The organism is Thermus sp. CCB_US3_UF1 (genome assembly GCF_000236585.1).
Lineage (GTDB): Bacteria > Deinococcota > Deinococci > Deinococcales > Thermaceae > Thermus.
Genome location: NC_017278.1, coordinates 1061666 through 1086087 on the forward strand (window position 1 = coordinate 1061666; position 24422 = coordinate 1086087).

The window sequence follows — 24422 nt, forward strand, 5'->3', positions numbered from 1 at the left end:
GGATATTACAGGTGAGACTGGCCCCAAGGCAAGGGGGGTGGGCTACGCCCCGGGTATACTTGGGGCCGTGCTGGGGCTTTACCATGCGGCCCGCACCCGGGGGCTTCGCCCGGCCCTCCTGGAGTCCTTGGGGCCCAGGACCCCCTTTTCCCGGCTTTCCCTCCTCGGGGTGCGCCCCCGGCACCGCCTCGAGGTCTGGGAGGGCAGGCTCTACCTGGATGGCCGGCGGGTGGGGGAGGCCTTGGACCTCTTCAGCTACCTGGAAAGGGGCCTGGGGAGGGGGTTTTTCCCCGCCTGGATGGGGTTTTTCGCCTACGAGTTCGCCCGCCACCTGGGCCTGGCCACCCACCCTCCTCTTCCCGGCCTGCCCGAGGCGGCCTTCTTCTACTACCCCGAGGGGTTCGCCCTTCTGGAGGGCCACCTGGTCCAGGGGCCTAGCCTTCCCCTGGCCCCCCTGGCCTACCGCCCCGGCCCCCTCCCCCGGCACCCCTTGGTTTCCGACTTCCCCCAAGAGGCCTTCGTGCGCGGGGTGGAGGAGGTGCGGGAGAGGATCCGGGCCGGGGTGGTCTACCAGGTGAACCTCTCCCACCGCTTCCGCCTCCTGGGCCCCGTGGACCCCCTCCTCCTCTACGCCCGCCTGCGGTCCCTGAACCCCTCCCCCTTCATGGGCCTTCTGGAGGGGGAGGGCTGGGCGGTGGTCTCTGGGAGCCCGGAAAGGCTTTTCCAGAAGGTGGGCCCCCGGGTCCGGGCCCGGCCCATCGCCGGCACCCGGCCCCGGGGGGGGAGCGAGGCGGAGGACCTGGCCCTGGAGGAGGAGCTTCTGGCCTCTCCCAAGGAGCGGGCGGAGCACGCCATGCTGGTGGACCTCCTGCGCAACGATCTGGCCCGGGTGGCCCTTCCGGGCACGGTGCGGGTGCGGGAGCTTTTCACCGTGGAGCGCTACGCCCACGTGATGCACCTGGTCTCCGAGGTGGAGGGCTATACCCGGGCCTCCTTGGGGGAGGTCTTCCGCAGCCTCTTCCCCGGAGGCACCATCACCGGGGCCCCCAAGGGGACGGTGATGGAGGCCATCCGCGACCTGGAGCCCGTCCCCCGGGGGGCCTACACGGGGAGCCTGGGGTACGTTTCCGGCCAGGGGGCGGACTTCAACATCCTCATCCGCTCCTTCCAGCGGGTGGGGGAGGAGGTGCTCTTCTCCGCCGGGGCGGGGGTGGTGATCGCCTCCGAGGCCCAGGCGGAGTACCGGGAAACCCTCCACAAGGCGGAAAGCCTCCTCCTGGCCCTGGAGCGGGGGAGGCCCGGGCAAAAACCCCTTCCCCCAAGGCCCACGGCCTCCTGGACCCCGCCCCCGCCCCCCAGGCGGCGGCGGGCCCGGGTCCTCTTCCTGGAAAACCGCGACTCCTTCAGCTACAACCTGGTGGACTACCTGAAGGCCCTGGGGGCCGAGGTGGAGGTGGCCGACCAGGAGGAGGCCCCCCGCTTCGCCGGCTTCACCCACCTCCTGGTGGGCCCAGGCCCTAAAGACCCCTACGGGGCGGGCCGGGTCCTGGAGTGGACGGAAGAGGCCCTGCGGGAGGGCATCCCCTTCCTGGGGGTCTGCCTGGGCCACCAGGCCCTGGGGGTGGCCCTGGGGGCGGAGCTTTACCGGGAGGCCCCGGTGCACGGGGAGGCCCACCCCGTCTTCCACGGGGGAGAAGCCCTTTTCCAGGGGTTTCCCAACCCCCTTCCCTTCGCCCGCTACCACTCCCTGGCCCTGAGGGGCCTCCCCCCCTCCCTTCGGCTTCTGGCCTGGACGGGGGAGGGGGTACCCATGGCCCTGTGGGACGGGAAGGTGGCCTTTGGGGTGCAGTTCCACCCGGAAAGCATCCTCTCCCCCTGGGGGATGGAGCTTCTGGCCCGCTTCCTGGAGGTGGGGTAGGTGGCTGGGCGTTGGGTGTTGCGCAAGGGAGAGCCCTTTTCCGAAGGGCTTCCTGAGGGCTTCCTCTACCATGGGCAAAGCGTCTTCACCACCCTGCGGGCCGAGGGAGGGAAGCCCCTTTGGCTTGAGGACCACCTGGGCCGGCTGCGCCGCCACGCCGAGGCCCTAGGCCTTCCCTACCCGGGGGATGGGGCCTTTTTGCGGGACCTGGAGTTCCTCCTCGCCGCCCTGCCCCAGGCCCCTTGCCTCCGCCTCCGCTTCACCGTGGGGGAAGGGGTCTGGCTTTCCGAGGCCAGGCCCTACACCCCTCCGCCCCCTTCCGCCTACCGCCAGGGGGTGCGGGTCCACCTCACCGCCTTCCGCGTCCACCCTGACCTGGCCCGCTACAAGACGGGCAACTACCTGCCCTACCGCCTGGCCCTGAAGGAGGCCGAGGCCCGGGGGGCCTTTGAGGGGCTTCTCCTGGACCCCTGGGGGTACGTGGTGGACGGGAGCCGCACCAGCCCCCTCCTCTACCGGGAAGGGGTGCTGTACCTCCTGGAGGGGGGCCTCGAGGGCCTCACCCGGGAGAAGGCGGCGGCGGCTGCCCGGGAGCTGGGCCTGAAGGTGGTGCGGGCCCGCCTGCGCCCCAAGGCCCTCCAGGGCCTCCTCCTCCTGGCGGGAAGCGGGGTGGGGCTATTGCCCGCAGGCCCCGCGCCCCCGGAGCTCCTTCCCCTCCTAGAGGCTTTTCGCCCCCCCTGCTATACTGAATAGCGGTACCTCCAGCCCAAGCCCTTGGGCTGGTCCCCTTTTTACGCGGAGGCAAGGATGAAAAAGCCGGTCTACCTCACCCCGGAAGGCTATCGGCGCCTTCAGGAGGAGCTGCATCACCTGAAAACCACCAAGCGGCAGGAGATCTCCGCCGACTTTGAGCAGGCCCTGGAGGAGGGGGATCTGCGGGAGAACGCCGGCTACGACGAGGCCCGGCGGGCCATGTGGCAGAACGAGGCCCGCATCGCCCAGCTGGAGGACCTCCTGAGCCGGGCGGTGGTGGTGGAGGGGAACGGCACCTACGAGCAGGTGGCCTTGGGCTGCCAGGTGGAGCTGGAAACCGAGGCGGGGGAGAGGCTTTCCCTGGCCATCGTGGGCAGCCACGAGGCGGACATCTTCAGCGGCAAGATCTCCGACGAGTCCCCCCTGGGCCAGGCCCTGTTGGGCAAGAAGGTGGGGGACGTGGTGGAGATCCGGGGCAAGAAGGGGGCCCAGGTTTACACCATCCTGGAGATCAAGCCCCTATAGGGCTAGGGCGCTGCGCAAGGGGCCAAGGGCTTCCTCCGCGTGGCCCTTCAGGGCCAGGAAGAGCCTTTCCAGGGGGGCTTCTTCCAGGTAGGCCAGGGCCTCCCCCCCGGGGAGGTGGAGGATGGCCCTTAGGGCCTCCACCCCCTTCTCCCCCAGGTAAACCCCTTCCTCCCCCAGCCGCCCCCCCTGGAGGTGGAGGCCCGGCCCCAGGAGGCTTGGGGCCAGGCCCCCGGCCTTCACCACCCGCCAGCCCGCCCAGACCAGGGGAAGGAGGGGCTCGGGGTGCTTGGCGATGCCCCGCAGGCCCGAGACCAGGACGGGGTAGAGCCTAGGGGCGGCCTCGGGGGAGGCCAGGCGGTAGGCCAGCTCGGCCAGGAAGGAGGCCAGGAGGAAGCGCCGGGGTTCTTCCAGGCCGTGGAGGCGGCCCACCAGCTCCGCCTGGGTCAGGGTGGGCAGGCCCTCGCCCTTGGCGTAAACCTGGAAGCGGACGTGGTGGAAGAGGGAAAGCCGCCCCGAGCGCCCCGTGGGCCTAAGGCCCTTTTTCGCCAGGGCCTCGAGGCTCCCCTTGGGCGTGACGAAGCGCAGGAGGAGGTCGCCTTGGGGAAGGGCCTTCCGCCCCACCACCAGCCCCTCCTCTAGCCGGTAGCGCTCCACCTTTCCAGTGTATGCTTAGGGCATGGAACGGACCCTGCGCGACATCCTGGAGTGGGTGGTCCTGGGCCTCTTGGTGGTGGTGGGGGTGCTCCTGGCCCTATGGGTGGGCGGCTGGGTCTTCACCTTCCTGGGCCGGGTCCTCCTGGCCCTTTCGGGGCTCATCTGGACCCTCCTCACCTACGCCATCCCCCTCCTCATCCTGGCGGGCATCGGCTATGGGGTGGTCTACTACCTGCAGCGGCGGAACGCCTAGCCCCGCTGCCGTACCCCGGGGGGCCTGCAGGCCCCCCGGCTCCGTATAATGCCCCCATGCGGGTTCTCTTCATTGGGGACGTGATGGCCGAGCCTGGCCTGCGGGCGGTGAGCCTGCACCTGCCCGACATCCGCGACCGCTACGACCTGGTCATCGCCAACGGGGAGAACGCCGCCAAGGGCAAGGGCCTGGACCGTCGCGCCTACCGCCTCTTGCGGGAGGCAGGGGTGGACCTCGTCTCCCTGGGCAACCACGCCTGGGACCACAAGGAGGTGTACGAGCTTTTGGAGCGGGAGCCCGTGGTGCGGGCCCTCAACTATCCCCCTGGGACCCCGGGCCGGGGCTGGTGGCGGCTTCCCGTGGGGAAGGAGAGCCTCCTCTTCGTCCAGGTGATGGGACGGGTCTTCATGGACCCCCTGGACGACCCCTTCCGCGCCCTGGACGCCCTCCTGGCCCAGGAGGAGGCGGATTACGTTCTGGTGGAGGTCCACGCCGAGGCCACCAGCGAGAAGATGGCCCTGGCCCATTACCTGGACGGGCGGGTTTCCGCCGTCCTGGGCACCCACACCCACGTGCCCACCCTGGACGCCATGCGGCTGCCCAAGGGCACCCTCTACCAGACCGACGTGGGCATGACGGGCACCTACCAGTCCATCATCGGCGGGGAGGTGGAGACCTTTTTGGCCCGCTTCCTCACGGGCCGTCCCCAGCCCTTCCGCGCCGCCCAGGGCCGGGCCCGGTTCCACGCCACGGAGCTCTTCTTTGAGGGGGGGAAGCCCCTTTCCCTCAGCCCCTACGTCTGGGAGGAGCCTTGACCCCGGAGCCCTTTGACCGCCTCAGGGCCGAGGTGGACCTCCTGGGCCGCCTCCTGGGGGAGGCCATCCGGGCCGTTTCCGGGGAGCGGATCCTCGCCCTGGTGGAGGAGGTGCGCCATCTGGCCAAGGCCCGCCGGCAGGGGGAGGAGGGGGCGGGGGAGGCCCTGGGCCGAAGGGTGGAGGGCCTTTCCCTGGCCGAGGCCGAGGCCCTGGTGCGGGCCTTCACCCACTACTTCCACCTGGTGAACCTGGCGGAGGAGCGGCACCGGGTGCGGGTGAACCGCCTGCGGGCGGAGGCGGAAACCCTGGAAAACCCCAGACCCGAGGGCTTTTTGGCCCTGGCCAAGGCCCTGAAGGAGCGGGGGCTTTCCCTGGAGGAGGCGGAGGCCCACCTGAACCGCCTGGAGCTTCACCTCACCTTTACCGCCCACCCCACGGAGACCCGGCGGCGCACCCTGCGCCACCACCTGGAGCGCCTGGGGGAGGAGCTGGAAGCGGGGGAGAAGGAGCGCCTCCTGGCCCGGGTGGCCCTGCTCTATGCCACCGAGGAGGTGCGCAAGGCCCGCCCCTCGGTGGAGGACGAGATCAAGGGGGGGCTTTACTACCTGCCCACCACCCTTTGGCGGGCCATCCCCCGGGTGGTGGCGGGCCTCGAGGCGGCCCTGGAACGGGTCTATGGCCGGCGTCCCCGCCTCCGGAGCCCGGTCCGCTTCCGCAGCTGGATCGGGGGGGACCGGGACGGGAACCCCTTCGTCACCCCGGAGGTGACGGCCTTCGCCGCCCGCTACGCCCGCCAGGTGGCCCGCGAGCGGTTTTTGCAGGAGCTGGAGGCCCTGGTGCGGGACCTTTCCCTCGCCGAGGCCCGGGTCCCCGTCCCGCGGGAGGTGCGCTCCGGGGGGGAGGGGGTGGAGCGCTTCCCCGGGGAGGCCTACCGCCGCTTCTTCGCCGGCCTTTACGGGCGCCTGGAGCGGGAGGAGCTCACCACGGAAGGGCTTTTGCGGGCCGTGCGCCTGGCCGAGGGGGGGCTGGAGGGGGTGGGGCTTGGTCCCGTGGCCCGGGCCTTCCTCCGGCCCCTCGAGGCCCGCCTGACCGCCTTCGGCCTGGAGCTTGCCCCCTTGGACCTGAGGGAGGAGTCCGCCAAGCTCCTGGAGGCGGCGGCGGAGCTCCTGCGCGCGGGTGGGGTCCACCCCGACCTCCTCTCCCTTCCCCCTGAGGCCCAGGAGGCCCTCCTCACCGAGGAGCTGGGGAGCGCAAGGCCGCTCCTTCCCGTGGGGGAGGAGCCCCAAGGGGAGGCCCTGCGGGTGGCCCTGGGGTCCATGCGGGCCTGGCGGGACAAGGGGGCCCACGTGGTTTCCATGACCCACCACCCCGCCGACCTCTTGGCGGTCTTCCTCCTGGCCCGGGAGGTGGGCCTGTACCGTCCGGGAAGGCCCTTGCCCTTGGACGTGGTGCCCCTTTTTGAAACCCTTGAGGACCTGCACCGGGCCCCAGAGGTCCTCCGCCGCCTCCTTGGCAACCCGGTGTTCCGCACCCACGCCCAGGGAAGGGGCGGGGTGGAGGTCATGATCGGCTACTCCGACTCCAACAAGGATGCGGGCTTCCTGGCGGCCAACCTGGCCCTATACGAGGCCCAGGAGGCCCTGGCCCAGGTGGGGCGGGAAGCGGGGCTTCCCGTCTTCTTCTTCCACGGCCGGGGGACCTCCACCGCCCGGGGCGGGGGGCCTGCGGGGCGGGCCATCGCCAGCCTTCCCCCCAGGAGCGTGGGCCACCGCCTGCGCCTCACGGAGCAGGGGGAGGCCCTGGCCGACCGCTATGCCCACCCCGACCTGGCGGTGCGCCACCTGGAGCAGCTCCTCTTCCACTTTGCCCAGGCCGCCTTGGGGGAAGGGCGGGAGCCTGAGCCCGCCTGGCGGGAGGCCCTAAGGGGGGCAGCGGAGGAGAGCATGGGCCGCTACAGGGCCCTCCTGGGCCAGGAGGGCTTTTTCCCCTTCTTTGAGGCCTTCACCCCCATCCGCGAGATCGGGGAGCTGCCCATCGCCAGCCGTCCCGTCTACCGCCATGGCCGGGTGCGGGAGATCCGGGACCTCCGGGCCATCCCCTGGGTCATGGCCTGGACCCAGGTGCGCCTCCTCTTGCCCGGTTGGTATGGCCTTTCCGCCCTGGAGGGCCTGCCGCTTTCCCTGCTAAGGGGGATGTACCGGGGCTGGCCCTTCTTCGCCACCACCCTGGAGAGCGCGGCCATGGCCCTGGCCAAGGCCGACCTGGGGGTGGCCCGGCTTTACCTGCGCCTGGTGCCCGAGGCCCTTCACCCCTTCTTCCACCATCTGGCCGAGGAGTACCGCAAGACGGTGGCCCTCTTGGAGGCCATCTTTGAGGCCCCCCTTCTCCACAACCAGCGCACCCTGGAGCGGCAGATCGCCCTGCGTAACCCCTACGTGGACCCCATCAACTTCGTCCAGGTGGAACTCCTCGCCCGCTACCGCGCCCCGGGGGGCCGGGAGGACGAGGGGGTGCGCAAGGCCCTCCTCCTCTCCCTCTTGGGGGTAGCCGCCGGCCTGAGGAACGCGGGCTAGGCCCCGGTATGATGGGGCCGATGGAGCCCCTTGGCCACCACCAAGACCAGCGGGTGGGGGTGTTCGTGGACACCCAGAACCTTTACCACTCCGCCCGGGACTACTACGAGCGCAACGTGAACTTTGAAAGCCTCCTGCGCTTCGCCGTGGGGGGAAGGCGCCTGGTGCGGGCCACGGCCTACGTGGTGGAGAAGGAGGGGGACACCTCCGCCTGGCCTTTCATCTACAAGCTCTCCACCATCGGTTACCGGGTGCGGCGCATGTATCTCACGGTGAAGGAGCTGGGGGAGGGGGGGAGGCCCATCTACGAGGGGAACTGGGATATGGGCATCGCCGCGGACATGGTGCGCCTCATGCCCTACCTGGACGTGGTGGTGCTGGGAAGCGGGGACGGGGATTTCGTGGAGATCCTCGAGGTCCTCATGGAGCGGGGGATCCGGGTGGAGGTGGTGGCCTTCCGGGAGACCACCTCCCAGAAGCTCATCGACGCCGTGGACCGCTTCGTTCACCTGCCGGAGATCCCCAACCCCTTCATGGAGCCCAAGGGCGGGGAGCGATGAGCCTGGAAGCCTACGATTACCCCCTGCCCCCGGAGCTCATCGCCCAGGAGGGAGTGGAGCCCCGGGACCTGGCCCGGCTCATGGTGGTCCACCGGGAGGGCCCTTTTCGGGCCCAGCACGCCCGGGTGCGGGACCTGCCCCTTTTCCTGCGCCCGGGGGACGTGCTGGTCTTCAACGAGAGCAAGGTGATCCCGGCCCGGCTCCTGGGGCAAAGGCCCACGGGGGGCAAGGTGGAGGTCCTCTTGGTGCGGGAAAAGGCCCCGGGCCTCTGGGAAGCCCTTTTGGGCCCGGCCCGCAAGGCCCCTCCCGGGACCCGGCTCCGCTTCCTCTCTCCCAAGGACCTCCGCCCGGTGGCGGACCTCGAGGCCGAGGTGGTGGGGGTGGAGCCCGACGGGGTGCGGCTTTTGCGCTTCCAGGGCGACCTCATGGCCCACCTGGAGGCGGTGGGGGAGGTGCCCCTGCCCCCCTACATCAAGGCCCGGGTGCCCCTGGAGCGCTACCAGACCGTCTACGCCAGGCGCCCGGGCTCCGTGGCCGCCCCCACCGCCGGCCTCCACTTCACCCCCGAGCTCCTGGAGCGCCTCAAGGCCATGGGGGTGGAGCTTCGCTTCCTCACCCTGCACGTGGGCCCCGGCACCTTCCGCCCCGTGAAAGGCGACGTGGAGAAGCACGAGATGCACGCCGAACCCTTTGAGATCCCCGAGGAGACCGCCTTGGCCCTCAACCGGGCCCGGGCCGAGGGGCGGCGGGTGGTGGCCGTGGGCACCACCGTGGTCCGGGCCCTGGAGAGCGCCTTCCGGGAGGGGGAGGGGGTGGTGCCGGGGGCGGGGGAGACGCGCCTTTTCATCCGCCCCCCCTACGCTTTCCGGGCCGTGGACGCCCTTTTCACCAACTTCCACCTCCCCAGGTCCACCCTGCTCATGCTGGTGGCGGCCTTCCTGGGCTACGAGAAGACCATGGCCGCTTACCGCCTGGCCGTGGCCGAGCGCTACCGCTTTTACTCCTTGGGGGATGCCATGCTCATCCTGTAGAAGGCCCAGGGCTAGGGGTCCTGGGCCTCCTGCAGGGCCTCCAACCAGGCCTGGGCGCTTTCCGGACCCTCCACCCGGGGGGCCCGTTCCCGGGGGAACCAGGACAGGAGGGGGGTAAGGTCTTCCCCGGCCAGGGCCTCGAGGCTGGGGGCCAGGAGGAGCTTATGGTCCCCGTCCGCCAGCCAGAGGAGGCCCACCACCAGCCCCTCGGCCTCGGTGCCTGGGGGCAGGGGAGGCCCCAGGAAAACGGCGTCCACCTCCTCCCCGTCCGCCGGGTTCAGGAGGCCGGGCAGAAGGCCGTAGTTCACCGGGGCCGGCCGGTCCCGCCCCACCTCTAGAAGCCGCCCATCCTTCCAAGCGAAGCGCACCGGGCTTCCCCGGCTCCATTCCACCACCATGCGCAGCCGCTTCATCCCAGGTTCAGCAGGAACCGGGCCAGGCTCAGGTAGATGAGGAGGCCCGTTACGTCGGTGAGGGTGGCGATCAGGGGGTTGGAGAGGAGGGCGGGGTCCACCCCCAGGCGGCGAAGGGCGAAGGGGAGGAGGGCCCCCACCAGGTTGGCGAAGAGGACGATGAGGAAAAGGGCCAGGCCCACCACCGGTACCAGGTTGGCGTGCCCGTCCAGGGCCACCTTGCCCAGGAGGAGGAGGGCCAGGGTCAGGCCCAGAAGCAGGCCCACGGCGCTTTCCTTGGAGAGGACCCGCCGCCAGTCCCTAAGGTCCAGGTCCCGGGTGGCCAGGGCGCGGATGATGAGGGTGGCCGACTGGTTGCCGGTGTTGCCTCCCGTCCCGATAAGCACCGGCACGTAAAAGGCCAGGGCGGTCAGGGCATCCAACAGGCGCTCAAACCCCTGGAGGATGGAGCTGGTGACCATGCCCGTGAGGATCAGGATCACCAGCCAGCGCACCCGGGCCAGCCACAGGGTCACGGGGGAGGCCTGGCTGTAGACCAGGTCGGGCACGTCCACGGCGGCCAGGCGGTGGATGTCCTCGGTGGCCTCGGCCTCCAGCACGTCCAGCACGTCGTCCACCGTGACGATGCCCGCCAGCTTCCCCTCCTCGTCCACCACCGGCAAGACGGTGAAGTCGTAGTCGGCCATGAGGCGGGCCACCTCTTCCTGGTCGGTGTCGGTGCGGACGTAGACCACCTTGGGGTTCATGATCTCGGCCACCTTGGTCCTGGGGTCGGCCACGATCAGGTCCCGTAGGGAGAGGACCCCCTTGAGGTGGCCCGCCTCGTCCACCACGTAGATGTAGTAGATGGTTTCCGCGTCGGGGGCGGCCCGGCGCAGGAAGCGGAGGACCTCGTCCACGCTCATGCCTTCCCGCACCGCCACGTACTCCGGGGTCATGAGGCCGCCCGCCTCGTCCTCCTCGTACTGGGTAAGCTCCTCCACCTCGGCCCGGGTTTCCGGGTCCAGGGCCTCCTTCAGCCGGCGGTAGAGCTCGGGGTCCTCCTCCTCCACCGCCTGCAGGGCGTCCGCCAGGTCGTCCAGGGAGAGCTCTTCCAGAAGCTCCCGCACCCGCCAAGGAGGCAGGGTTTTCAGGTACTCGGCCTGCTCCTCCGAGGGCAGGTGGGAGAAGACCTCCGCCGCCCGGTCCTTGGGCAAGAGGGTGAGGACCACGTAGCGGTGCTCCCCCTTGAGCTCGTCCCAAAGGGCCAGGAGGTCCTGGGGGTGGGCTTCCCCCAGGAGGGTTTTCAGGGCCAGGGTGTCGCCCTCTTCCAGGGCTTGCAGCAGGGGGGAAAGGGCTTTTTCCACAGGCGGCCTCCTTTCCTGCTGAAGGCCGCCTGGTGGCGGCCTTCAGGGCTTGGGACTCGAGGGCAGAGCCTCGCTCATACCTTCTCCAGCCTAGAGGGCTTCTGCAAGGGCGTCAACCTTGCCCGCTAGAAATGTAGGAAAAATTGAGGTTGACATGCTCAAGGGGGGTGGTCTATCCTGGGGCCTGGCCTTAGGGGGCCCAAGGGCATGTTCGGACAGCTGGCGGCGAGACTGCAAGAAGCCATCGATCGGCTCCGGGGCCGGGGCCGGATCACCGAGGAGGACCTCAAGGGGACCCTGCGGGAGATCCGCCGCGCCCTCATGGACGCGGACGTCAACCTGGAGGTGGCCCGTGCCTTCGTGGAGGGCGTGCGGGAGCGGGCCTTGGACCAGAAGGTCCTGGAAAGCCTGACCCCCGCCGAGGTGGTCCTGGCCACGGTCTACGAGGCCCTGAAGGAGGCCCTGGGGGGCGAGCCCCGCCAGCCCACCCTGAAGGAACGCAACCTCTGGTTCCTGGTGGGGCTCCAGGGTTCTGGCAAGACCACCACCGCCGCCAAGCTGGCCCTCCACTACAAGGCCAAGGGGAGGCGGCCCCTCTTGGTGGCCGCGGACACCCAGCGCCCCGCCGCCCGGGAGCAGCTTCGCATCCTGGGGGAGAAGGTGGGGGTGCCGGTCCTGGAGGTGATGGACGGGGAAAGCCCGGAGTCCATCCGCCGCCGGGTGGAGGAGCGGGCGCGGCTGGAGGTGCGGGACCTGATCCTGGTGGACACCGCTGGCCGCTTGCAGATCGACGAGCCCCTCATGGCCGAGCTGGCCCGCCTCAAGGAGGCCATGAACCCCGACGAGGTCCTTCTGGTCCTGGACGCCATGACCGGGCAGGAAGCCTTGGCCGTGGCCCGGGCCTTTGACGAGCGCGTGGGGGTTACGGGCCTGATCCTCACCAAGCTGGACGGGGATGCCCGGGGCGGGGCGGCCCTTTCCGCCCGGCACGTGACGGGGAAGCCCATCTACTTCGCCGGCGTTTCCGAGAAGCCCGAGGGGCTGGAGCCCTTCTACCCCGACCGCCTGGCGGGGCGGATCCTGGGCATGGGGGACGTGGCCACCCTGGCGGAAAAGGTGCGGCAGGCGGGCCTCGAGGCCGAAGCCCCCAAGGCGGCCAAGGAGCTCACCCTGGAGGATTTTCTCCGGCAGATGCAAAGCCTAAAGCGCCTGGGTTCCTTCTCCGAGATCCTGGGCCTGCTCCCCGGGGTGGGTAAGGCCCTCCCCCAGGGGGTGCAGGTGGACGACAAGGCCCTGAAGCGCCTGGAGGCCATCGTCCTCTCTATGACCCCGGAGGAGCGCAAGGATCCCCGGATCCTCAATGGTTCCCGGCGCAAGCGCATCGCCAAGGGTAGCGGCACCACGGTCCAGGAGGTCAACCGCCTCATCAAAGCCTTTGAGGAAACCAAGGCCCTGATGAAGTCCCTGGAGAAGCGCAAGGGCCGGGGACTCATGGGAATGTTTAGGAGGTAGTGCGCGCATGGTCAAGATCAGGCTTTCCCGGTTCGGCTCCAAGCACAACCCCCACTACCGCATCGTGGTCACCGACAGCCGCAAGAAGCGGGATGGGGCGTACATTGAGAAGATTGGCTACTACGATCCCCGCAAGACCACGCCCGACTGGCTCAAGGTGGACGTGGAGCGGGCCAAGTACTGGCTTTCCGTGGGGGCCCAGCCCACGGATACCGCCCGCAGGCTCCTGCGGCAGGCGGGGGTCTTCCGCCAGGAGGCCTAAGATCCCCCCTTGGGGGGCCAGGCGGCCCGCCGCCTGGCCCCTTGCCTTAGCATGGAGCCATGAAGGACCTGGTGGAATACTTGGCCAAGAGCGTGGTGGACCACCCCGAGGCGGTGCGGGTGCAGGAGCGGCGCACCCGGGAAGGGCCGGTCTACCTGGTGGAGGTGGTGCCCGAGGATAAGGGGCGCCTCATCGGCAAAGGGGGGCGGGTCATCGAGGCCATCCGTACCCTGGTGCGGGCTTACGCCAAGCGCAAGGTGGGGGTGGAGGTGCGCTAGACTAAAGGGTATGCGCCTGGTGGAGATCGGCCGTTTCGGTGCCCCTTACGCCCTGCAAGGGGGCTTGAAGTTCCGCGGGGAGCCGGTGGTGCTCCACCTGGAGCGGGTTTACGTGGAAGGGCATGGCTGGCGGGCGGTGGAGGACCTCTACCCGGTGGGGGATGAGCTGGTGGTCCACCTGGCGGGGGTGTCCACCCGGGAGCTAGCCGAGGCCTTGGTGGGGCTTCGGGTCTACGCCCAGGTGGAAGACCTTCCCCCCCTGGAGGAGGGGCAGTATTACTACTTCGCCCTCATGGGCCTGCCCGTCTACGTGGAGGGGCGGCAGGTGGGGGAGGTGGTGGACATCCTGGACGCCGGGGCCCAGGACGTGCTGGTGGTCCGGGGGGTGGGGGAGCGCCTGCGGGACCAGGCGGAGCGCCTTATCCCCCTCCAGGCCCCCTACGTGCGGGTGGAGGAGGAGGGCATCCACGTGGAGCCCATCCCCGGCCTGTTTGACTGAATGCGCTACACCGTCTTGACCCTTTTCCCCGGGCTCATCCAGCCCTGGCTGGAGGAGTCCCTGCTCAAAAAGGCGCGGGAGCGGGGCCTGATCCAGGTGGAGGTGGTGGACCTGAGGGCCTTCGGCCTGGGCCGCTACCGCACCGTGGACGATACCCCCTACGGTGGGGGGGCGGGGATGGTTATCCGGCCCGATGTGGCCGTGGCTGCCTTGGAAACCGTCCTCCCCGCGGATGAGGTGATCCTCCTTTCCCCCGCGGGGGAGCCCTTCACGCAAAGGCTGGCCGAGGAGCTGTCGCAAAAGGCCCACCTGGTCCTCCTTTCCGGGCGGTACGAGGGGGTGGATGCCCGGGTGGAGGCTTTCGTGACCCGGACCCTTTCCATCGGGGACTACGTCCTCATGGGGGGGGAGGTGGCGGCCTTGGCGGTCCTCGAGGCCACCGCCCGCCTCATCCCCGGGGTGATCGGGGACCCAGAAAGCCATCGCCAGGACTCCTTCGTGCGGGGGCTTCTGGACTACCCCCAGTACACCCGTCCCCCCGTGTTCCGGGGCCTTGGCGTGCCCGAGGTCCTCCTCTCGGGCCACCACCAGGAGGTGGCCCTGTGGCGCCGGAAAGAGGCCCTGAGGCGCACCCTCCTGCTGCGCCCTGAGCTTTTGCGGGAGGCCAGGCTTGGGGCCCTGGAGGCCCGGTGGCTTGCGGAACTGGACCGCGAGGACTAGACTAAGGGCTGTTTGCCCACGAACCCTTAAGGGTTCCTCTGGGACAGGAGGAAGGCATGAACCGAGGAGCGCTTCTCAAGGTGGTGGAATCCCGCTACACCCGCACCGACCTGCCCGAGTTCCGCCCGGGGGATACCGTGCGCGTGGCCTACCGCGTGACGGAGGGCAACCGTACCCGGGTGCAGAACTTTGAGGGCATCGTCATCAAGGTCAAGCGCAACGGCTACAACAGCAGCTTCACCGTGCGCAAGGTGAGCTATGGGGTAGGGGTGGAGCGCATCTTCCCCATGAACTCCCCCCTCATTGAGAAAGTGGAGATCGTGCAGCGGGGCCGTGCCCGCCGGGCCAAGCTCTACTTCATCCGCCAGCTTTCCGAGCGGGAGATCCGGCGCAAGCTGCGGGCCGACCGCAAGCGGATCGGCCAGGACCAGGAGCGGGCCAAGGCCATCAAGGAGGCGGCCCAGGCCGCCGAGGCCCAGCCCGAGGGCGGCGAGGCCCAAGCCTAGGGTTTTGGCGGAGGCCCTGGGGGCGGGTTTACCCGCCCCTAGGTTTTTTCCCGCAGGAACCCCAGGGCCCGGGCCCGTTCCAGGGCCTCCACCCGGTTGCGGGCCAGCAGTTTTCCGTAGATATTTTCCATGTAGTCTTTGACGGTGTCGGGGGAGAGGCCCAGGGCCCGAGCGATGCCCTTGGCGGAGAGGCCCTGGGCCAGAAGCCGCAACACCTCCTCCTCCCGGGGGGTGAGGTGGGGAAGGGAGGGGGGATGGAGGCGCTCCTCCCCCCGGGCCACCCGGAGGAGGCGGCTTCGGAGTTCCGCGGCGGAGAGCTCCTTGGAGAAGTAGGCGTCCGCCCCCACCAGCCAGGCTTCCCGCAACAGAGCGGGCTCCTGGTAGGTGGTGAGAAAGGCGATGATCCCCCGGTAGCCCGCCTGGCGCAGCCTTTTGGCGCACTCCAACCCGTCCATCCCCGGCATCCTGAGGTCCAAAAGGACGGCCTCGGGCTGGAGGGCCAGGGTCTTTTCCAGGGCCTCCAGGCCGTTCCCCGCCTCGGCCACCACCTCGAGGCCCTCCGCCTCCAGCCCCGCCCGCAGGCCTAGGCGGAAGAGGGGGTGGTCGTCGGCGATGAGGAGGCGCATCCCCTCCAGGATACCCCCGTATACTGGGGGCATGTCCTTGACCCTCAACGCCCTGGCCCAGCTTCCGGGCCGGGCCTCCGAGCACGTGCTACGGGAGGAGGTGGAGGAGACCGGGCTTGCCCCAGAGGAGATCCTGGGCAAGCTGCGGGAGCGGCTTGGGGTCATGCGGGACTCCATCCGCCGCGGCCTGGCCTCGGAGGCCCCCAGCGTGGCCGGAATGGTGGGCCGAAACGCCAAGACCCTCTGGGAGGCCCCTGACCCCCTAAAGGACCCCCTGCTCAGGCGGGTCCAGGCCTACGCCATGGCGGTCAACGAGGAAAACGCCCGCATGGGCCGCATTGTGGCCGCCCCCACGGCGGGAAGCGCCGGCACCCTGCCGGGGGCCCTCCTGGGGGTGGCGGACCACCTGGGCCTGCCCGAGGAGGACCTCCTCATGCCCCTGGTCCTGGCTGCGGGGGTGGCCAAGATCATCAGCCGGCAGATCTACATCGCCGGGGCCAGCGGGGGGTGCCAGGCGGAGATCGGCGCCTCCGCGGCCATGGCCGCTGCGGCGGTAACGGAGCTCCTGGGCGGAAACCCCGAGGCCGCGGCCCACGCCGCCGCTTTGGCCCTGCAGAACACCCTGGGCCTGGTCTGTGACCCCGTGGGGGGGTTTGTGGAGGTGCCCTGCGTGATGCGGAACGGCTTCTACGCGGTGCACGCGGTGAGCGCCGCCTCCATGGCCCTGGCGGGAATCCGCAGCGTCATCCCCCCCGACGAGGTCATCCTGGCCATGGCGGGCATTGGCCGCCTCCTGCCCCTGGAGCTGAAGGAAACCGGGCTTGGCGGCCTGGCCGACACCCCTACGGGGCGGCGCCTGGCGGAAGAGGCCCTGAAACGGGGGAAGAAGGCCTAGGCCCCTACTCCTCCCCCTTGGCGATGGGTACCCCCACCAGGTTCCCCCATTCCGTCCAGGAGCCGTCGTAGTTCTTCACGTGGGGGTAGCCCAAGAGGTACTTGAGCACGAACCAGGAGTGGCTGGAGCGCTCGGCGATGCGGCAGTAGACCACCACGTCCTTGTCCGGGGTGATGCCCAAGGGCTCATAGAGCGCCTTGAGCTCCTCGGCGCTTTTGAAGGTGCCGTCGGGGTTCACCGCCTTGGCCCAGGGGATGTTCCTGGCCCCGGGGATGTGCCCTGCCCGCAGGGCCCCTTCCTGGGGGTAGTTGGGCATGTGGGTGAGTTCCCCGCGGTACTCCTCGGGGCTGCGCACGTCCACCAGGGCCCCCTTGCCCTCCCGCACCTTGAGGATGTGTTGGAGGACCTCATCCCGGTAGGCGCGGATGGACTCGTCCCGGTAGGGTACCCGGTAGCTCCCCTTGGGGTAGCTGGGGACCTCGGTGGTGAGGGGGCGGCCCTCCTCCACCCACTTCTGCCGTCCCCCGTTCATGAGGCGCACGTCCTCGTGCCCGTTGTACTTGAAGAACCAGAAGGCGTAGGCGGCCCACCAGTTGTTCTTGTCCCCGTAGAGGACCACGGTGGTCTCGTTGGAGATGCCAAGCCGCTCCATAAGGGCCGCGAACCCCTCCTCGTCCACAAAGTCCCGCACCACCGGGTCCCAGAAGTCCCGCTGCCAGTCCACCTTCTGCGCCCCGGGGATGTGCCCGGTATCGTAGAGGAGGATATCCTCATTCACCTCGAGGATCCTCACCTGGGGGTCCTCCAGGTGCTCCTGTACCCACGCCGTGCTCACCAGTACCTCGGGGTGTGCGTAGCCCATAGGTCCCTCCCGCCCTCAATATACCCTTGAGTGCGTCAAAGGCAAGAAACCCCGGACACAATCCGCCCAAGGTCCTTGCCAGGGGGCCTGGGGTCTGCTATAAAGGTACCTGCGGGGAGTAGCCGCCCCTCCAAGGGGCCAGCCGGCCGTCAGTACGGGAACCCTCCCCGGTCGGCTGGGGCGCTCAAAGGCGCATGGCGAGACCACCAACAGGTGGCCTCGATCCTTTGCTGCTTCCCGTAAGGAGGAATCGCCATGGACCTGCTCGCGCTTGCGCTCATGGGCTTGGTGTTTTTGGCCAGCCTGGTCATCCAAGGAGGCCTTCAGGCTACCTTTGCCCGCTATAGCCGTGTGGCCAATGGCCGCGGCCTCACCGGGGCCGAGGTGGCCCGGGCCATCCTGGATGCCCATGGCCTAAGCCACGTGCGGGTGGAGCCTGTGCCGGGGGCCCTCACGGACCACTACGACCCCCACGCCAAGGCGGTGCGGCTCTCCGAGCCCAACTACGCCTCCCCCAGCCTGGCGGCCTTGGCCGTGGCCGCCCACGAGGTGGGGCATGCCGTCCAGGATGCCCAGGGCTACGCCTGGCTCCGGGTGCGGGCCAGCCTCTGGCCTGCCGCCAGCCTGGGGAGCAACCTGGGCCCCATCCTGGTGCTGGCGGGGCTTTTCCTGGGGGCCCTGGGCCTGGCCAAGCTGGGCCTGTACCTGTACCTGGCCGTGGCCCTCTTCCAGCTCGTCACCCTGCCCGTGGAGTTTGACGCTTCCCGGCGCGCCCTGGAGTTCCTGCGGCGCATGGGCTTTTTGGGCCAGCAGGAGATAACCCCTGCCCGCCAGGTTCTCACCTGGGCGGCCCTCACCTACGTGGCGGCCCTGGCCAGCTCCCTGGCCACCATCCTCTACTACGCCACCTTGCTTATGGGCCGGAGGGAGGAGTAGATGCCCCTGCTTCTCTGCCCAAGCTGCGGCGCCGGCATGCGGGAGGTGGAGCGCCGGGGGGTGCTCGTGGATGTCTGCCCCCAGTGCGGGGGGGTATGGCTGGACCGGGGGGAGTTGGAAAAACTCCTGGCCGAGGCCAGGGCTGTAGAGCGGGACTACGAGGAGGAACGGGAGCTTTACTACCGCAAGGAAGGTAAGCCCTACAAGAAGAAAAAGGGCTTCCTGGAGCTCTTTGACCTCTTTGACTAGCTTGCCTAGGGCAAGGCCCCCGGGCATACCCCGGGGGCCTTTGCGGTTAGGGCCTTATTCTGCCCTCTTCAGGCGCAGGTACCAGCGGCGGTACTCGGTGTATTCCGCCTTCTTGGCCTCGTCGGCCTTGAGCTCGGCCAGGGTGGCGGGGGGCTTGACGATGGCGGGTTGGCCCGGCTGCCAGTCCGCGGGGGTGTTGAGCCCGGTGCGGTCGGTGAACTGCAGGGCGCGGATGAAGCGCAGGATCTCGTCGATGTTGCGCCCGGTGGTGAGGGGGTAGTAGAGCATGCCCCGGAGGATGCCGTTGGGGTCAATGATGAAGACCGCCCGCACCGCCGCGGTCTCGCTGGCGGCGGGGTGGATCATCCCGTAAAGCTTGGACACCTTCATGTCCAGGTCGGCGATCACCGGGAAGTTGATGGTGATCCCCGACATCTCCTCCAGGTCCCGGAGCCAGGCCAGGTGGGCGTGGATGGAGTCAATGGAAAGGCCCAAAAGCTGCACCCCGAGTTCCTCAAACTCCTTCTGCCTCTTGGCAAAGGCCAGGAACTCGGTGGAGCACACGGGGGTGAAGTCCGCGGGGTGGCTGAAGAGGACCACCCACTTCCCCTTCAGGTCGGAAAGCCGCAGCTCCCCGGCGGTGGTCTTGGCCACGAAGTCCGGGGCGGGTTCGTTCAGGCGAGGTAGGGAGAAGGTTTCTTCCATAGCTTGACCTCCTGGCCGGAAGCGACCGGCCAAAGGCCAATATACCCCATACAGGTAATAAACGCAAGCGATTACTGCTAGCGATAATCCCCTGAGCCCCCCAAGGTACCCCGCTGGGCGCGGGCGCGGAGCTTGGCCAGGTTGCGCTCGGCCACCTCCTCCAGCCCCACCCCCAGGTCCGTGGCCACCTGGGCCAGGTACCAGAGCACATCCCCCAGCTCCAGGACCAAGGCCTCCCGGACCTCTGGGGTCAGGTTCCCCCCCTGGTCCCGCAGGACCTTCTTCACCTTGTTGGCCAGCTCCCCCGCCTCGCCCACCAGGCCCAGGGTGGGGTAGAGCAAGCGGTAGGCCTCGGGGTAGAGGGCGGTCTTACGGGCCTCCTCTTGGTATGCCTTCAGGGTCATGGACCACCTCCTTGCGGATGGAGTAGACCCGGCTCACCCCCCCTTGGGCGGTTACCCCGTAGAGGGCGTGGCAGGCCTCCATGGTGCGCTTCTGGTGGGTTACCAGGATGAACTGCCGCCCCGTGGCCAGGAAGCGGGCGAAGCGGAGGAGGTTGGCTTCGTCCAAGGCGGCGTCCACCTCGTCCAAGACCGCCAGGGGAAGACCCCCTTGCAGCTCCCCCAGGGCGAAGAGGAAGGCCAGGGCGCCCAGGGTTTTTTCCCCCAAGGAGAGGAGGCGGAGGTCCTGGGTGCGCTTGCCCGCCGGCACCAGGAGGAGGCGGAGCCCCCCAGCCTCCCGCCGGGCCTCGGCCTTGGCCCCCAGGAGGGCCTGGGCGTGGCTTTGGAAGGAGGCTTGGAAACGGGCAAAGCTTTCCCGCAAGCGTTCGCCGTAGGCTTGTTCCACCGCTTTGGTCTCGGCCTCGAGGCGCCGCAGGGCCTCGGTAGCCTCGGCCACCAGGGCTTCCTGGGCCTTGAGCCTCTCCTGGAGCTCGGCCAGCTCCCCCTCGGCCAGGGCGTTTACCGGGCCCAAGGAGGCCCGTTCCCGCTCCACCTGGGCGAGGCGGGCCTGGAGGCTCCTCGGGGTTCCGGGGAGGCGCTCCCCTTCCGGCAGCTGGGAGGCTTCCCGGGCCAGCTCCTCCAGGGTGGCCTCCCGCCTGGCCAGGAGGAGGCGGAGGTTTTCCCGCTCCGCCAGCAGGGCGTTGTGCCGGGTTAGGGCCCGGGCTTCCCCCTCCTCCACCTGCCGCCTTTCCCGCCGCACCGCCTCCAGGCGGGCGGTGAGGCTCTGGGCCTCTTGGGCCAGGGGGGTGAGGGCCTGGAGGCGGGCTTCCAGTTCCTCCAGCCGCTTGCGGATGCGCTTGGCTTCCTCTTGGCTATGGAGCCAGGCCTGGCGGGCCTCGGCCTGGAGCCGCCAGCGGGCGTGGGCTTCCGCTTGGGCCAGGGCCTCCTCCAGGGCCTGGCGCTCCCCTTCCAGGGCCTTTAGCCTCCCCTCGTCCCAGGCCTCGGGGGGAGGGGAGGGGGGTTGGGGGGGGCGTTGGGGCGGGGGGGGGAGGCCAGGCGGGCCTTTAGGGCTGCCACCTGGCCCCGGACCCCTTCCACCGCCTGGGGGGTGGGCAGGGCGGATAGGCTAGCCTCCAGGGCCTGGGCCTGGGCCTCGAGTCCCGCCTCCTCGCCCCTAAGGTCCTCCAGGCGCCGCCTCAGGAGGAGGACCTCCCCCCCTCCCCGGCTCCGCCCCCCCGTGAGGGCCCCGTTGCGCTCCAGCACCTCCCCCTCTAGGGTCACCAGGCGCTCCCGGCCCCCTCCCTTGCGGTAGGCCAGGGCGGCCTCGAGGTCTTGGAAGACCAGGGTATCCCCCAGAAGGACCAGGAGGATAGCCTCCTCGGGCAAGCCCAGGCGGCGCAGGCGGGCCAGGCGGAAGGCGGGCCCCCAAAGCCCCGGGGCCCTTGGCGGCCTGGGGGGGGGAGGGGGGTTGAGGAGGGGAAGGGGCAGGAAGGTGGCCCGCCCCCCTTCCCGCTTCAGGTGGGCGATGGCCCGCTTGGCCGCCTCCTCGTCCTCGGTGAGGACCCAGTGGAGCCGGGGCCCCAAGGCCACCTCCAGGGCCAGCTCCAGCCCGGGCTCGGGCCGGACCAGGTCCGCCACCACCCCGAGGACCCCAGGCAGGTGGCGGACCTTGCGGGGCCCCTCCTGGAGGTCAGCCCCCGAGGCCACCAGCCTCCCCAGGCGCTCCGCCTCCTGGCGGAGGGCCTGGAGCCCGGCCCTAAGTTCCCGCAGGCGGGCCTCCCCTTGGCGCCGCTCGGCCAGCCCGGCCTCCAGGGCTTCCAGCTTCGGCTTGAGGAGGGCAAGCTCCTCCTCCCAGGCCTTGCGCTCGGCCAGGGCCTTTTGGTACAGGGCAAGCCGCTCCTCGTAGCGGGCGGCCTCGGCCTCGTGGCGCCGCCAGGCCTCCTCCAGCCGCCGCCTTTGCTCCTCCAGGCGCTGCCTCTCCTCCTTGAGCCGGGCCAGGCGGGCCCGGAGGGTTTTGGAATCCTCCGGGGCCGGGGGGACGGGGGGGCCGGGGTCTGGGGGCTCGGGGCGTTCCAGGGCGCGGAGGACCTTGAGGAGCTGGGCCCTTTCCCCTTCCAGCCCCTCCCCCTCCTTGAGGGCCAGCCGCACCGCCTCCAGGCGTTGCCGTAGGGCCTCTTCCTCCTGGGCCAGGGCGTGGCGGCGGGCCTCGAGGGCCTGGCGTTCCCCTAAAAGGGCCTCTTCCGCCTCCGCCAGGGCCACCAGGCGGGCCTCGGCCCGGGCCCGCTCCTCCGCCACCTCCTCCTGGCGGGCCAGGAGAAGGCTTCGCCGTAGGGCCAGGGCCAGGAGGTCCAGTTCCCGGGCCCGCCTGGCCCTTTCCGCCTCGGCCAAGAGGCGCGCCGCCTGGGCCCTTAGGCCGCGGAGCTCCCCTTCCCGGGCCTCCAGCAGGGCCAGGGCCTCCGCCAGCCTGGCCTCGGCGGTGCGGGCGGCCTCGGCCACGGGCCTGAGCCCCGCCGCCTCCTCCAGGTGGGCCAGGAGCACCTCTTCCGGGGCCTCCAGAAGGGCCCCGATCTCCCCCTGGCCCACGATGGCGTACCCCCCGCGGCCCAGGCCGGTGCCCGCCAGGTGCAGGGCCAGGGCCTTGGCGCTGGTGGGGCGGCCATTTACCCGGAAAAGGGTGCGCTCCCCCTCGATCCGCCGCTCCACCAAGAGGCGCTCCCGGCCCCGGGAGAGCTCCAGCCGCACCTCGGCCAGTCCCTGGGGCGCGCGGCCATCCCCGCCGTGGAAGAGGAAGGTGCGGAGCTCCTGCCCCCTCAGCTCGTGGGCCCGGGCCCCGGTGACGAAGCGCAGGGCCTCCACCAGGTTGCTCTTGCCGGAGCCGTTGGGCCCGATGATCCCGGTGACGGGGTCGGGAAAGTCCAACACGGTCCGGTCGGCGAAGGACTTGAACCCTTGCAGGGTGAGGCGGTCAATCCGCCAGGCTTCCCTCATGGCAGACGGATGGGCTGGCTCAGGTCCAGGTGGGCCAGGCCGGGCTTGGCCTCCCCCTCCACCAGGAAGCGGACCTCCTCCGCGGGGGCGAAGGTGGCCAGGAGGGTGTAGGCCAGGCTGTAGAGGCGGAAGGTCTCCCCGGTGGCGTCCAGCCCCCTTGCGAAGTCCCCGGGAAGGTCCACCACCAGGCCTTGGCCCAGGCGGTAGAGGGCCTTGGGCGCCGGGGCTCCCACGGCCTCGGCCCAGGTCCCCAGGGCCTTCCCCTCGGGGGTTTCCCCGGGGGCCAGGTCCACGGAGAGGGTTTCCTTGAGGAAGCCCTTGGGGGGGTCTGGGCGGTAGAGGACCAGGGGGAGGCGGTTGGGGGAGGTGGCCTCCCCTTGGGGCAGGGGCAGGGCGTGGGGGGAGCCTCCCCCCTGGCCCTGCCAGTAGGCCAGGATCCCCACCAGGAAGAGGAAGAGTCCCAAGAGGTTCCAAGGGGTCAGGGCTTTGCGCATGGTCACTCCAGATAGCTACGGATGGCCTGGGCGATGGCCTCGGCCACCTGCTCCCGGGCCTGGGGGGTTTTGAGCCGCTCCGCCCCCACCTCCAGGAGGAGGAAGGCCCCCGCCACGTCCGTGAGGGCGTAGGGGCCTTCCGCCTGGGCCACCACCAGGCCCAGGGCGGAGAAGGCCTTTTCCAGGGCTTGGGCCAGGCGGCGGGGGTCTCCGGCGTAGACCCGGAGCAAGGCGGCCTGGGCCGGGGGGGCTGAGGCCAGGAGGGCTTCGGCGTTCTGGGCCAGGGGAAGGGAGCGCCCCTTGGGCAGGTACAGGTTTACCGCGCTTCCCGGGGCCACGTGGAGGGAAACCCCCACCGAGGCCGTCCGGGCCAGGGCCAGGCGGGCCTCCAGGGGTACGGTCTGGTCCCCCTGACGGGTGAGGCGGCTTCCCGGCAGGCGGGCCGCTACCCGGCGGGCCAGGTCCAGGGTGAGGTCCTTTTCCAGGAGGCCCCCGCCCAGAGGGACCCCGGGGTCCTGCCCCCCGTGCCCCGGGTCCAGCAGGATGGAGGGGCGGGGCCGGGGCAAGGGGCCCCATTCCAGGGCCACCTGGCCCCCTCCGGGGTAGTAGAGGCGGTCCGGGGGCGCCTCGAGGGGCAGGAAAAGCCCTAAGGCCTCCTGCCTAAGGCCCTCCCCCTCCCCCCGGGCCAGGAGGAAGAGCACCCCGTTCCCCTGGGGAAGGGCGTTCACCTCCCGGGAGAAGCGCAGGAGCCACCGTCCAGGCCCCCGTTCCACCCCCAGGAGCTGGGCCCAGGGCAGGGTGAGGGACACCCCCTCCTGGGCCTGGTAGCCCAACCCCAGGGCCTGGGCCAGGGGGCGCAGGGGAACCCAGACCTCCTCCCCCCGTCCCCAGGCGGCCCCCTGGAGGGCGGCCTGGGCCTCCTGGGCCAGGATGGGGAAGGGGCGGAAGCGGCTTCCCAGGCCCAAGGCCACCTGGCCCTCCCCGCGCCACAGGGCCAGGCCCAGCCCCCGGGCCACCAGGCGGGCCTCCCCGTAGGCCACTCCCCGGCCCCCGGGGTAGAGGGCCTGGCCCACCTCCCCCCCCACCTTGAGGGGCTTGGGGGCCTGGGCCAGGGCGGAAAGGAGGAGGAAGAGAAGGGGCCAAGGCCTCATAGCTCCTCCAGGGCCCGGCGTACCGCCCGGCGCTTGTCGTCTTCCTTTTTCTGGTAGGCCTTCTTCCCCCGCCCCAGGCCCAGGAGGACCTTGGCGTACCCCCTTTCGTTGAAGTAGATCCTCAGGGGCACCAGGGTGAGGCCCTTCTGCTCCACCTTGCCCCGAAGACGGTTCAGCTCGTGGCGGTGGAGGAGGAGCTTGCGCTTGCGACGGGGGTCCACGTTGGTGTAGGAGCCCTTTTCGTAGGGAGCAATGTAGAGATTTTCCAGGTAGAGTTCCCCATCCTCAAACTTGGCGAAGCTTCCGGTGAAGTCCACCTTCCCCGCCCGCAGGGATTTGACCTCCGTGCCCTTGAGGACGATCCCCGCCTCGTAGGTTTCCAGGATCTCGTAGTCGTGCCGCGCGCGGCGGTTCTCCAGCACGGGGGTCATCTTACAAGGCCTACCCCCAGAGGGGGT

The 24422-nt window shown here is 70.2% G+C and carries 29 protein-coding genes; 17 read left to right on the forward strand and 12 right to left on the reverse strand.

Features of this window, described 5'->3' with window-relative positions; translation table 11 throughout:
- The first annotated feature begins 67 nt into the window (after nucleotides 1-67).
- The 3 genes from TCCBUS3UF1_RS05330 to greA are packed head-to-tail and all read left to right on the forward strand — an operon-like array spanning nucleotide 68 to nucleotide 3196.
- Complete coding sequence (locus TCCBUS3UF1_RS05330; RefSeq protein ID WP_014515486.1) at nucleotides 68-1918, forward strand: chorismate-binding protein; 1851 nt, start codon at nucleotides 68-70, stop codon at nucleotides 1916-1918.
- Nucleotides 1919-2671 carry an aminotransferase class IV gene (locus TCCBUS3UF1_RS05335; RefSeq protein WP_014515487.1) on the forward strand — a complete coding sequence of 251 codons (753 nt, stop codon included), beginning with the start codon at nucleotides 1919-1921 and terminating at the stop codon, nucleotides 2669-2671. It begins immediately after the preceding gene.
- A 54-nt stretch (nucleotides 2672-2725) separates the two neighbouring features.
- On the forward strand, nucleotides 2726-3196 hold the full coding sequence (greA, locus tag TCCBUS3UF1_RS05340; protein ID WP_014515488.1) for a transcription elongation factor GreA: 471 nt from the start codon (nucleotides 2726-2728) through the stop codon (nucleotides 3194-3196).
- Here greA and TCCBUS3UF1_RS05345 read toward each other — a convergent pair.
- Nucleotides 3191-3850, reverse strand: a complete 660-nt coding sequence (locus TCCBUS3UF1_RS05345) for a DNA repair protein RecO (protein WP_014515489.1) — start codon at nucleotides 3848-3850, stop codon at nucleotides 3191-3193. The genes greA and TCCBUS3UF1_RS05345 overlap by 6 nt on opposite strands.
- Nucleotides 3851-3872: 22 nt before the next feature.
- On the opposite strand from TCCBUS3UF1_RS05345, the gene TCCBUS3UF1_RS05350 reads away from it, so the two are divergent.
- The 5 genes from TCCBUS3UF1_RS05350 to queA are packed head-to-tail and all read left to right on the forward strand — an operon-like array spanning nucleotide 3873 to nucleotide 9082.
- Nucleotides 3873-4103, forward strand: a complete 231-nt coding sequence (locus TCCBUS3UF1_RS05350; RefSeq protein WP_014515490.1) for a hypothetical protein — start codon at nucleotides 3873-3875, stop codon at nucleotides 4101-4103.
- A 56-nt stretch (nucleotides 4104-4159) separates the two neighbouring features.
- The gene (locus TCCBUS3UF1_RS05355) at nucleotides 4160-4918 is read left to right on the forward strand and encodes a TIGR00282 family metallophosphoesterase (RefSeq protein ID WP_014515491.1); all 759 of its coding nucleotides are present in this window, start codon (nucleotides 4160-4162) and stop codon (nucleotides 4916-4918) included.
- Complete coding sequence (locus TCCBUS3UF1_RS05360; RefSeq protein WP_014515492.1) at nucleotides 4915-7491, forward strand: phosphoenolpyruvate carboxylase; 2577 nt, start codon at nucleotides 4915-4917, stop codon at nucleotides 7489-7491. Before TCCBUS3UF1_RS05355 ends, TCCBUS3UF1_RS05360 begins: the two co-directional genes overlap by 4 nt.
- A gap of 20 nt (nucleotides 7492-7511) precedes the next feature.
- Entirely contained in the window at nucleotides 7512-8051 is a 540-nt protein-coding gene (locus TCCBUS3UF1_RS05365; RefSeq protein WP_014515493.1) for an NYN domain-containing protein, read from the forward strand.
- Nucleotides 8048-9082 carry a tRNA preQ1(34) S-adenosylmethionine ribosyltransferase-isomerase QueA gene (queA, locus tag TCCBUS3UF1_RS05370; RefSeq protein ID WP_014515494.1) on the forward strand — a complete coding sequence of 345 codons (1035 nt, stop codon included), beginning with the start codon at nucleotides 8048-8050 and terminating at the stop codon, nucleotides 9080-9082. Before TCCBUS3UF1_RS05365 ends, queA begins: the two co-directional genes overlap by 4 nt.
- An 11-nt stretch (nucleotides 9083-9093) precedes the next feature.
- Here the strand turns inward: queA and TCCBUS3UF1_RS05375 are convergent, their stop codons facing one another.
- Nucleotides 9094-9495: an ADP-ribosylglycohydrolase gene (locus TCCBUS3UF1_RS05375; RefSeq protein ID WP_155983268.1), complete on the reverse strand. Its 402-nt coding sequence runs from the start codon at nucleotides 9493-9495 to the stop codon at nucleotides 9094-9096.
- Nucleotides 9492-10841 (reverse strand): magnesium transporter, encoded by a 1350-nt coding sequence (gene mgtE, locus TCCBUS3UF1_RS05380; RefSeq protein WP_014515496.1) that lies wholly within the window; start codon nucleotides 10839-10841, stop codon nucleotides 9492-9494. The genes TCCBUS3UF1_RS05375 and mgtE overlap by 4 nt, the downstream gene beginning before the upstream one ends.
- 207 nt (nucleotides 10842-11048) lie before the next feature.
- On the opposite strand from mgtE, the gene ffh reads away from it, so the two are divergent.
- From ffh to rplS, 6 genes are read left to right on the forward strand one after another with little or no spacing between them, the layout of a single operon-like run.
- Nucleotides 11049-12353, forward strand: coding sequence for a signal recognition particle protein (gene ffh / locus TCCBUS3UF1_RS05385; RefSeq protein WP_014515497.1), 1305 nt, complete (start codon nucleotides 11049-11051; stop codon nucleotides 12351-12353).
- A gap of 7 nt (nucleotides 12354-12360) precedes the next feature.
- Complete coding sequence (gene rpsP / locus TCCBUS3UF1_RS05390; protein WP_014515498.1) at nucleotides 12361-12615, forward strand: 30S ribosomal protein S16; 255 nt, start codon at nucleotides 12361-12363, stop codon at nucleotides 12613-12615.
- 59 nt (nucleotides 12616-12674) lie between these two features.
- The gene (locus TCCBUS3UF1_RS05395; protein WP_014515499.1) at nucleotides 12675-12893 is read left to right on the forward strand and encodes a KH domain-containing protein; all 219 of its coding nucleotides are present in this window, start codon (nucleotides 12675-12677) and stop codon (nucleotides 12891-12893) included.
- Nucleotides 12894-12903: 10 nt separating this feature from the next.
- On the forward strand, nucleotides 12904-13392 hold the full coding sequence (gene rimM / locus TCCBUS3UF1_RS05400; RefSeq protein ID WP_014515500.1) for a ribosome maturation factor RimM: 489 nt from the start codon (nucleotides 12904-12906) through the stop codon (nucleotides 13390-13392).
- Nucleotides 13393-14112, forward strand: a complete 720-nt coding sequence (gene trmD / locus TCCBUS3UF1_RS05405) for a tRNA (guanosine(37)-N1)-methyltransferase TrmD (RefSeq protein WP_014515501.1) — start codon at nucleotides 13393-13395, stop codon at nucleotides 14110-14112. It begins immediately after the preceding gene.
- A 56-nt stretch (nucleotides 14113-14168) separates the two neighbouring features.
- On the forward strand, nucleotides 14169-14618 hold the full coding sequence (gene rplS / locus TCCBUS3UF1_RS05410; RefSeq protein ID WP_014515502.1) for a 50S ribosomal protein L19: 450 nt from the start codon (nucleotides 14169-14171) through the stop codon (nucleotides 14616-14618).
- Nucleotides 14619-14656: 38 nt separating this feature from the next.
- Here the strand turns inward: rplS and TCCBUS3UF1_RS05415 are convergent, their stop codons facing one another.
- Nucleotides 14657-15244: a response regulator transcription factor gene (locus tag TCCBUS3UF1_RS05415; protein WP_041433778.1), complete on the reverse strand. Its 588-nt coding sequence runs from the start codon at nucleotides 15242-15244 to the stop codon at nucleotides 14657-14659.
- 31 nt (nucleotides 15245-15275) lie between these two features.
- On the opposite strand from TCCBUS3UF1_RS05415, the gene sdaAA reads away from it, so the two are divergent.
- Nucleotides 15276-16139, forward strand: a complete 864-nt coding sequence (gene sdaAA, locus TCCBUS3UF1_RS05420) for an L-serine ammonia-lyase, iron-sulfur-dependent, subunit alpha (RefSeq protein ID WP_014515504.1) — start codon at nucleotides 15276-15278, stop codon at nucleotides 16137-16139.
- Between the two features lie 4 nt (nucleotides 16140-16143).
- Here the strand turns inward: sdaAA and TCCBUS3UF1_RS05425 are convergent, their stop codons facing one another.
- Entirely contained in the window at nucleotides 16144-17001 is an 858-nt protein-coding gene (locus tag TCCBUS3UF1_RS05425; RefSeq protein ID WP_014515505.1) for a sulfurtransferase, read from the reverse strand.
- A 255-nt stretch (nucleotides 17002-17256) separates the two neighbouring features.
- Here TCCBUS3UF1_RS05425 and TCCBUS3UF1_RS05430 point away from each other — a divergent pair, with 255 nt between their 5' ends.
- Complete coding sequence (locus tag TCCBUS3UF1_RS05430; RefSeq protein WP_014515506.1) at nucleotides 17257-17937, forward strand: zinc metallopeptidase; 681 nt, start codon at nucleotides 17257-17259, stop codon at nucleotides 17935-17937.
- On the forward strand, nucleotides 17938-18186 hold the full coding sequence (locus TCCBUS3UF1_RS05435) for a zf-TFIIB domain-containing protein (protein ID WP_014515507.1): 249 nt from the start codon (nucleotides 17938-17940) through the stop codon (nucleotides 18184-18186).
- A 54-nt stretch (nucleotides 18187-18240) separates the two neighbouring features.
- On the opposite strand, the gene TCCBUS3UF1_RS05440 is transcribed toward TCCBUS3UF1_RS05435, so the two are convergent.
- The 7 genes from TCCBUS3UF1_RS05440 to smpB all read right to left on the reverse strand — a co-directional run bounded on the left by TCCBUS3UF1_RS05440 (nucleotide 18241) and on the right by smpB (nucleotide 24395).
- Nucleotides 18241-18891, reverse strand: coding sequence for a peroxiredoxin (locus TCCBUS3UF1_RS05440; protein ID WP_014515508.1), 651 nt, complete (start codon nucleotides 18889-18891; stop codon nucleotides 18241-18243).
- A gap of 77 nt (nucleotides 18892-18968) precedes the next feature.
- Nucleotides 18969-19295 carry a nucleoside triphosphate pyrophosphohydrolase family protein gene (locus TCCBUS3UF1_RS05445; RefSeq protein WP_014515509.1) on the reverse strand — a complete coding sequence of 109 codons (327 nt, stop codon included), beginning with the start codon at nucleotides 19293-19295 and terminating at the stop codon, nucleotides 18969-18971.
- Complete coding sequence (locus TCCBUS3UF1_RS12050; RefSeq protein WP_231291418.1) at nucleotides 19261-20091, reverse strand: hypothetical protein; 831 nt, start codon at nucleotides 20089-20091, stop codon at nucleotides 19261-19263. The genes TCCBUS3UF1_RS05445 and TCCBUS3UF1_RS12050 overlap by 35 nt, the downstream gene beginning before the upstream one ends.
- 218 nt (nucleotides 20092-20309) lie before the next feature.
- Nucleotides 20310-22319 (reverse strand): AAA family ATPase, encoded by a 2010-nt coding sequence (locus TCCBUS3UF1_RS12330; protein WP_014515510.1) that lies wholly within the window; start codon nucleotides 22317-22319, stop codon nucleotides 20310-20312.
- Nucleotides 22316-22813, reverse strand: a complete 498-nt coding sequence (locus TCCBUS3UF1_RS05455; protein ID WP_041433779.1) for a GerMN domain-containing protein — start codon at nucleotides 22811-22813, stop codon at nucleotides 22316-22318. Before TCCBUS3UF1_RS05455 ends, TCCBUS3UF1_RS12330 begins: the two co-directional genes overlap by 4 nt.
- 2 nt (nucleotides 22814-22815) lie before the next feature.
- Nucleotides 22816-23964: an N-acetylmuramoyl-L-alanine amidase gene (locus TCCBUS3UF1_RS05460; protein WP_014515512.1), complete on the reverse strand. Its 1149-nt coding sequence runs from the start codon at nucleotides 23962-23964 to the stop codon at nucleotides 22816-22818.
- Nucleotides 23961-24395 carry an SsrA-binding protein SmpB gene (gene smpB / locus TCCBUS3UF1_RS05465; protein ID WP_014515513.1) on the reverse strand — a complete coding sequence of 145 codons (435 nt, stop codon included), beginning with the start codon at nucleotides 24393-24395 and terminating at the stop codon, nucleotides 23961-23963. The genes TCCBUS3UF1_RS05460 and smpB overlap by 4 nt, the downstream gene beginning before the upstream one ends.
- Nucleotides 24396-24422 lie beyond the last annotated feature (27 nt).

What these genes read in the sequence shown, in the direction of transcription:
- greA (WP_014515488.1), top strand. Translation starts at nt 2,726, where the DNA reads ATGAAAAAGCCGGTCTACCTCACCCCGGAAGGCTATCGGCGCCTTCAG.
- TCCBUS3UF1_RS05350 (WP_014515490.1), top strand. Translation starts at nt 3,873, where the DNA reads ATGGAACGGACCCTGCGCGACATCCTGGAGTGGGTGGTCCTGGGCCTC.
- TCCBUS3UF1_RS05355 (WP_014515491.1), top strand. Translation starts at nt 4,160, where the DNA reads ATGCGGGTTCTCTTCATTGGGGACGTGATGGCCGAGCCTGGCCTGCGG.
- TCCBUS3UF1_RS05365 (WP_014515493.1), top strand. Translation starts at nt 7,512, where the DNA reads ATGGAGCCCCTTGGCCACCACCAAGACCAGCGGGTGGGGGTGTTCGTG.
- queA (WP_014515494.1), top strand. Translation starts at nt 8,048, where the DNA reads ATGAGCCTGGAAGCCTACGATTACCCCCTGCCCCCGGAGCTCATCGCC.
- TCCBUS3UF1_RS05375 (WP_155983268.1), bottom strand. Translation starts at nt 9,495, where the DNA reads ATGAAGCGGCTGCGCATGGTGGTGGAATGGAGCCGGGGAAGCCCGGTG.
- ffh (WP_014515497.1), top strand. Translation starts at nt 11,049, where the DNA reads ATGTTCGGACAGCTGGCGGCGAGACTGCAAGAAGCCATCGATCGGCTC.
- rpsP (WP_014515498.1), top strand. Translation starts at nt 12,361, where the DNA reads ATGGTCAAGATCAGGCTTTCCCGGTTCGGCTCCAAGCACAACCCCCAC.
- TCCBUS3UF1_RS05395 (WP_014515499.1), top strand. Translation starts at nt 12,675, where the DNA reads ATGAAGGACCTGGTGGAATACTTGGCCAAGAGCGTGGTGGACCACCCC.
- rimM (WP_014515500.1), top strand. Translation starts at nt 12,904, where the DNA reads ATGCGCCTGGTGGAGATCGGCCGTTTCGGTGCCCCTTACGCCCTGCAA.
- trmD (WP_014515501.1), top strand. Translation starts at nt 13,393, where the DNA reads ATGCGCTACACCGTCTTGACCCTTTTCCCCGGGCTCATCCAGCCCTGG.
- rplS (WP_014515502.1), top strand. Translation starts at nt 14,169, where the DNA reads ATGAACCGAGGAGCGCTTCTCAAGGTGGTGGAATCCCGCTACACCCGC.
- TCCBUS3UF1_RS05415 (WP_041433778.1), bottom strand. Translation starts at nt 15,244, where the DNA reads ATGCGCCTCCTCATCGCCGACGACCACCCCCTCTTCCGCCTAGGCCTG.
- sdaAA (WP_014515504.1), top strand. Translation starts at nt 15,276, where the DNA reads ATGTCCTTGACCCTCAACGCCCTGGCCCAGCTTCCGGGCCGGGCCTCC.
- TCCBUS3UF1_RS05425 (WP_014515505.1), bottom strand. Translation starts at nt 17,001, where the DNA reads ATGGGCTACGCACACCCCGAGGTACTGGTGAGCACGGCGTGGGTACAG.
- TCCBUS3UF1_RS05430 (WP_014515506.1), top strand. Translation starts at nt 17,257, where the DNA reads ATGGACCTGCTCGCGCTTGCGCTCATGGGCTTGGTGTTTTTGGCCAGC.
- TCCBUS3UF1_RS05435 (WP_014515507.1), top strand. Translation starts at nt 17,938, where the DNA reads ATGCCCCTGCTTCTCTGCCCAAGCTGCGGCGCCGGCATGCGGGAGGTG.
- TCCBUS3UF1_RS05440 (WP_014515508.1), bottom strand. Translation starts at nt 18,891, where the DNA reads ATGGAAGAAACCTTCTCCCTACCTCGCCTGAACGAACCCGCCCCGGAC.
- TCCBUS3UF1_RS05445 (WP_014515509.1), bottom strand. Translation starts at nt 19,295, where the DNA reads ATGACCCTGAAGGCATACCAAGAGGAGGCCCGTAAGACCGCCCTCTAC.
- TCCBUS3UF1_RS12330 (WP_014515510.1), bottom strand. Translation starts at nt 22,319, where the DNA reads ATGAGGGAAGCCTGGCGGATTGACCGCCTCACCCTGCAAGGGTTCAAG.
- TCCBUS3UF1_RS05455 (WP_041433779.1), bottom strand. Translation starts at nt 22,813, where the DNA reads ATGCGCAAAGCCCTGACCCCTTGGAACCTCTTGGGACTCTTCCTCTTC.
- TCCBUS3UF1_RS05460 (WP_014515512.1), bottom strand. Translation starts at nt 23,964, where the DNA reads ATGAGGCCTTGGCCCCTTCTCTTCCTCCTCCTTTCCGCCCTGGCCCAG.
- smpB (WP_014515513.1), bottom strand. Translation starts at nt 24,395, where the DNA reads ATGACCCCCGTGCTGGAGAACCGCCGCGCGCGGCACGACTACGAGATC.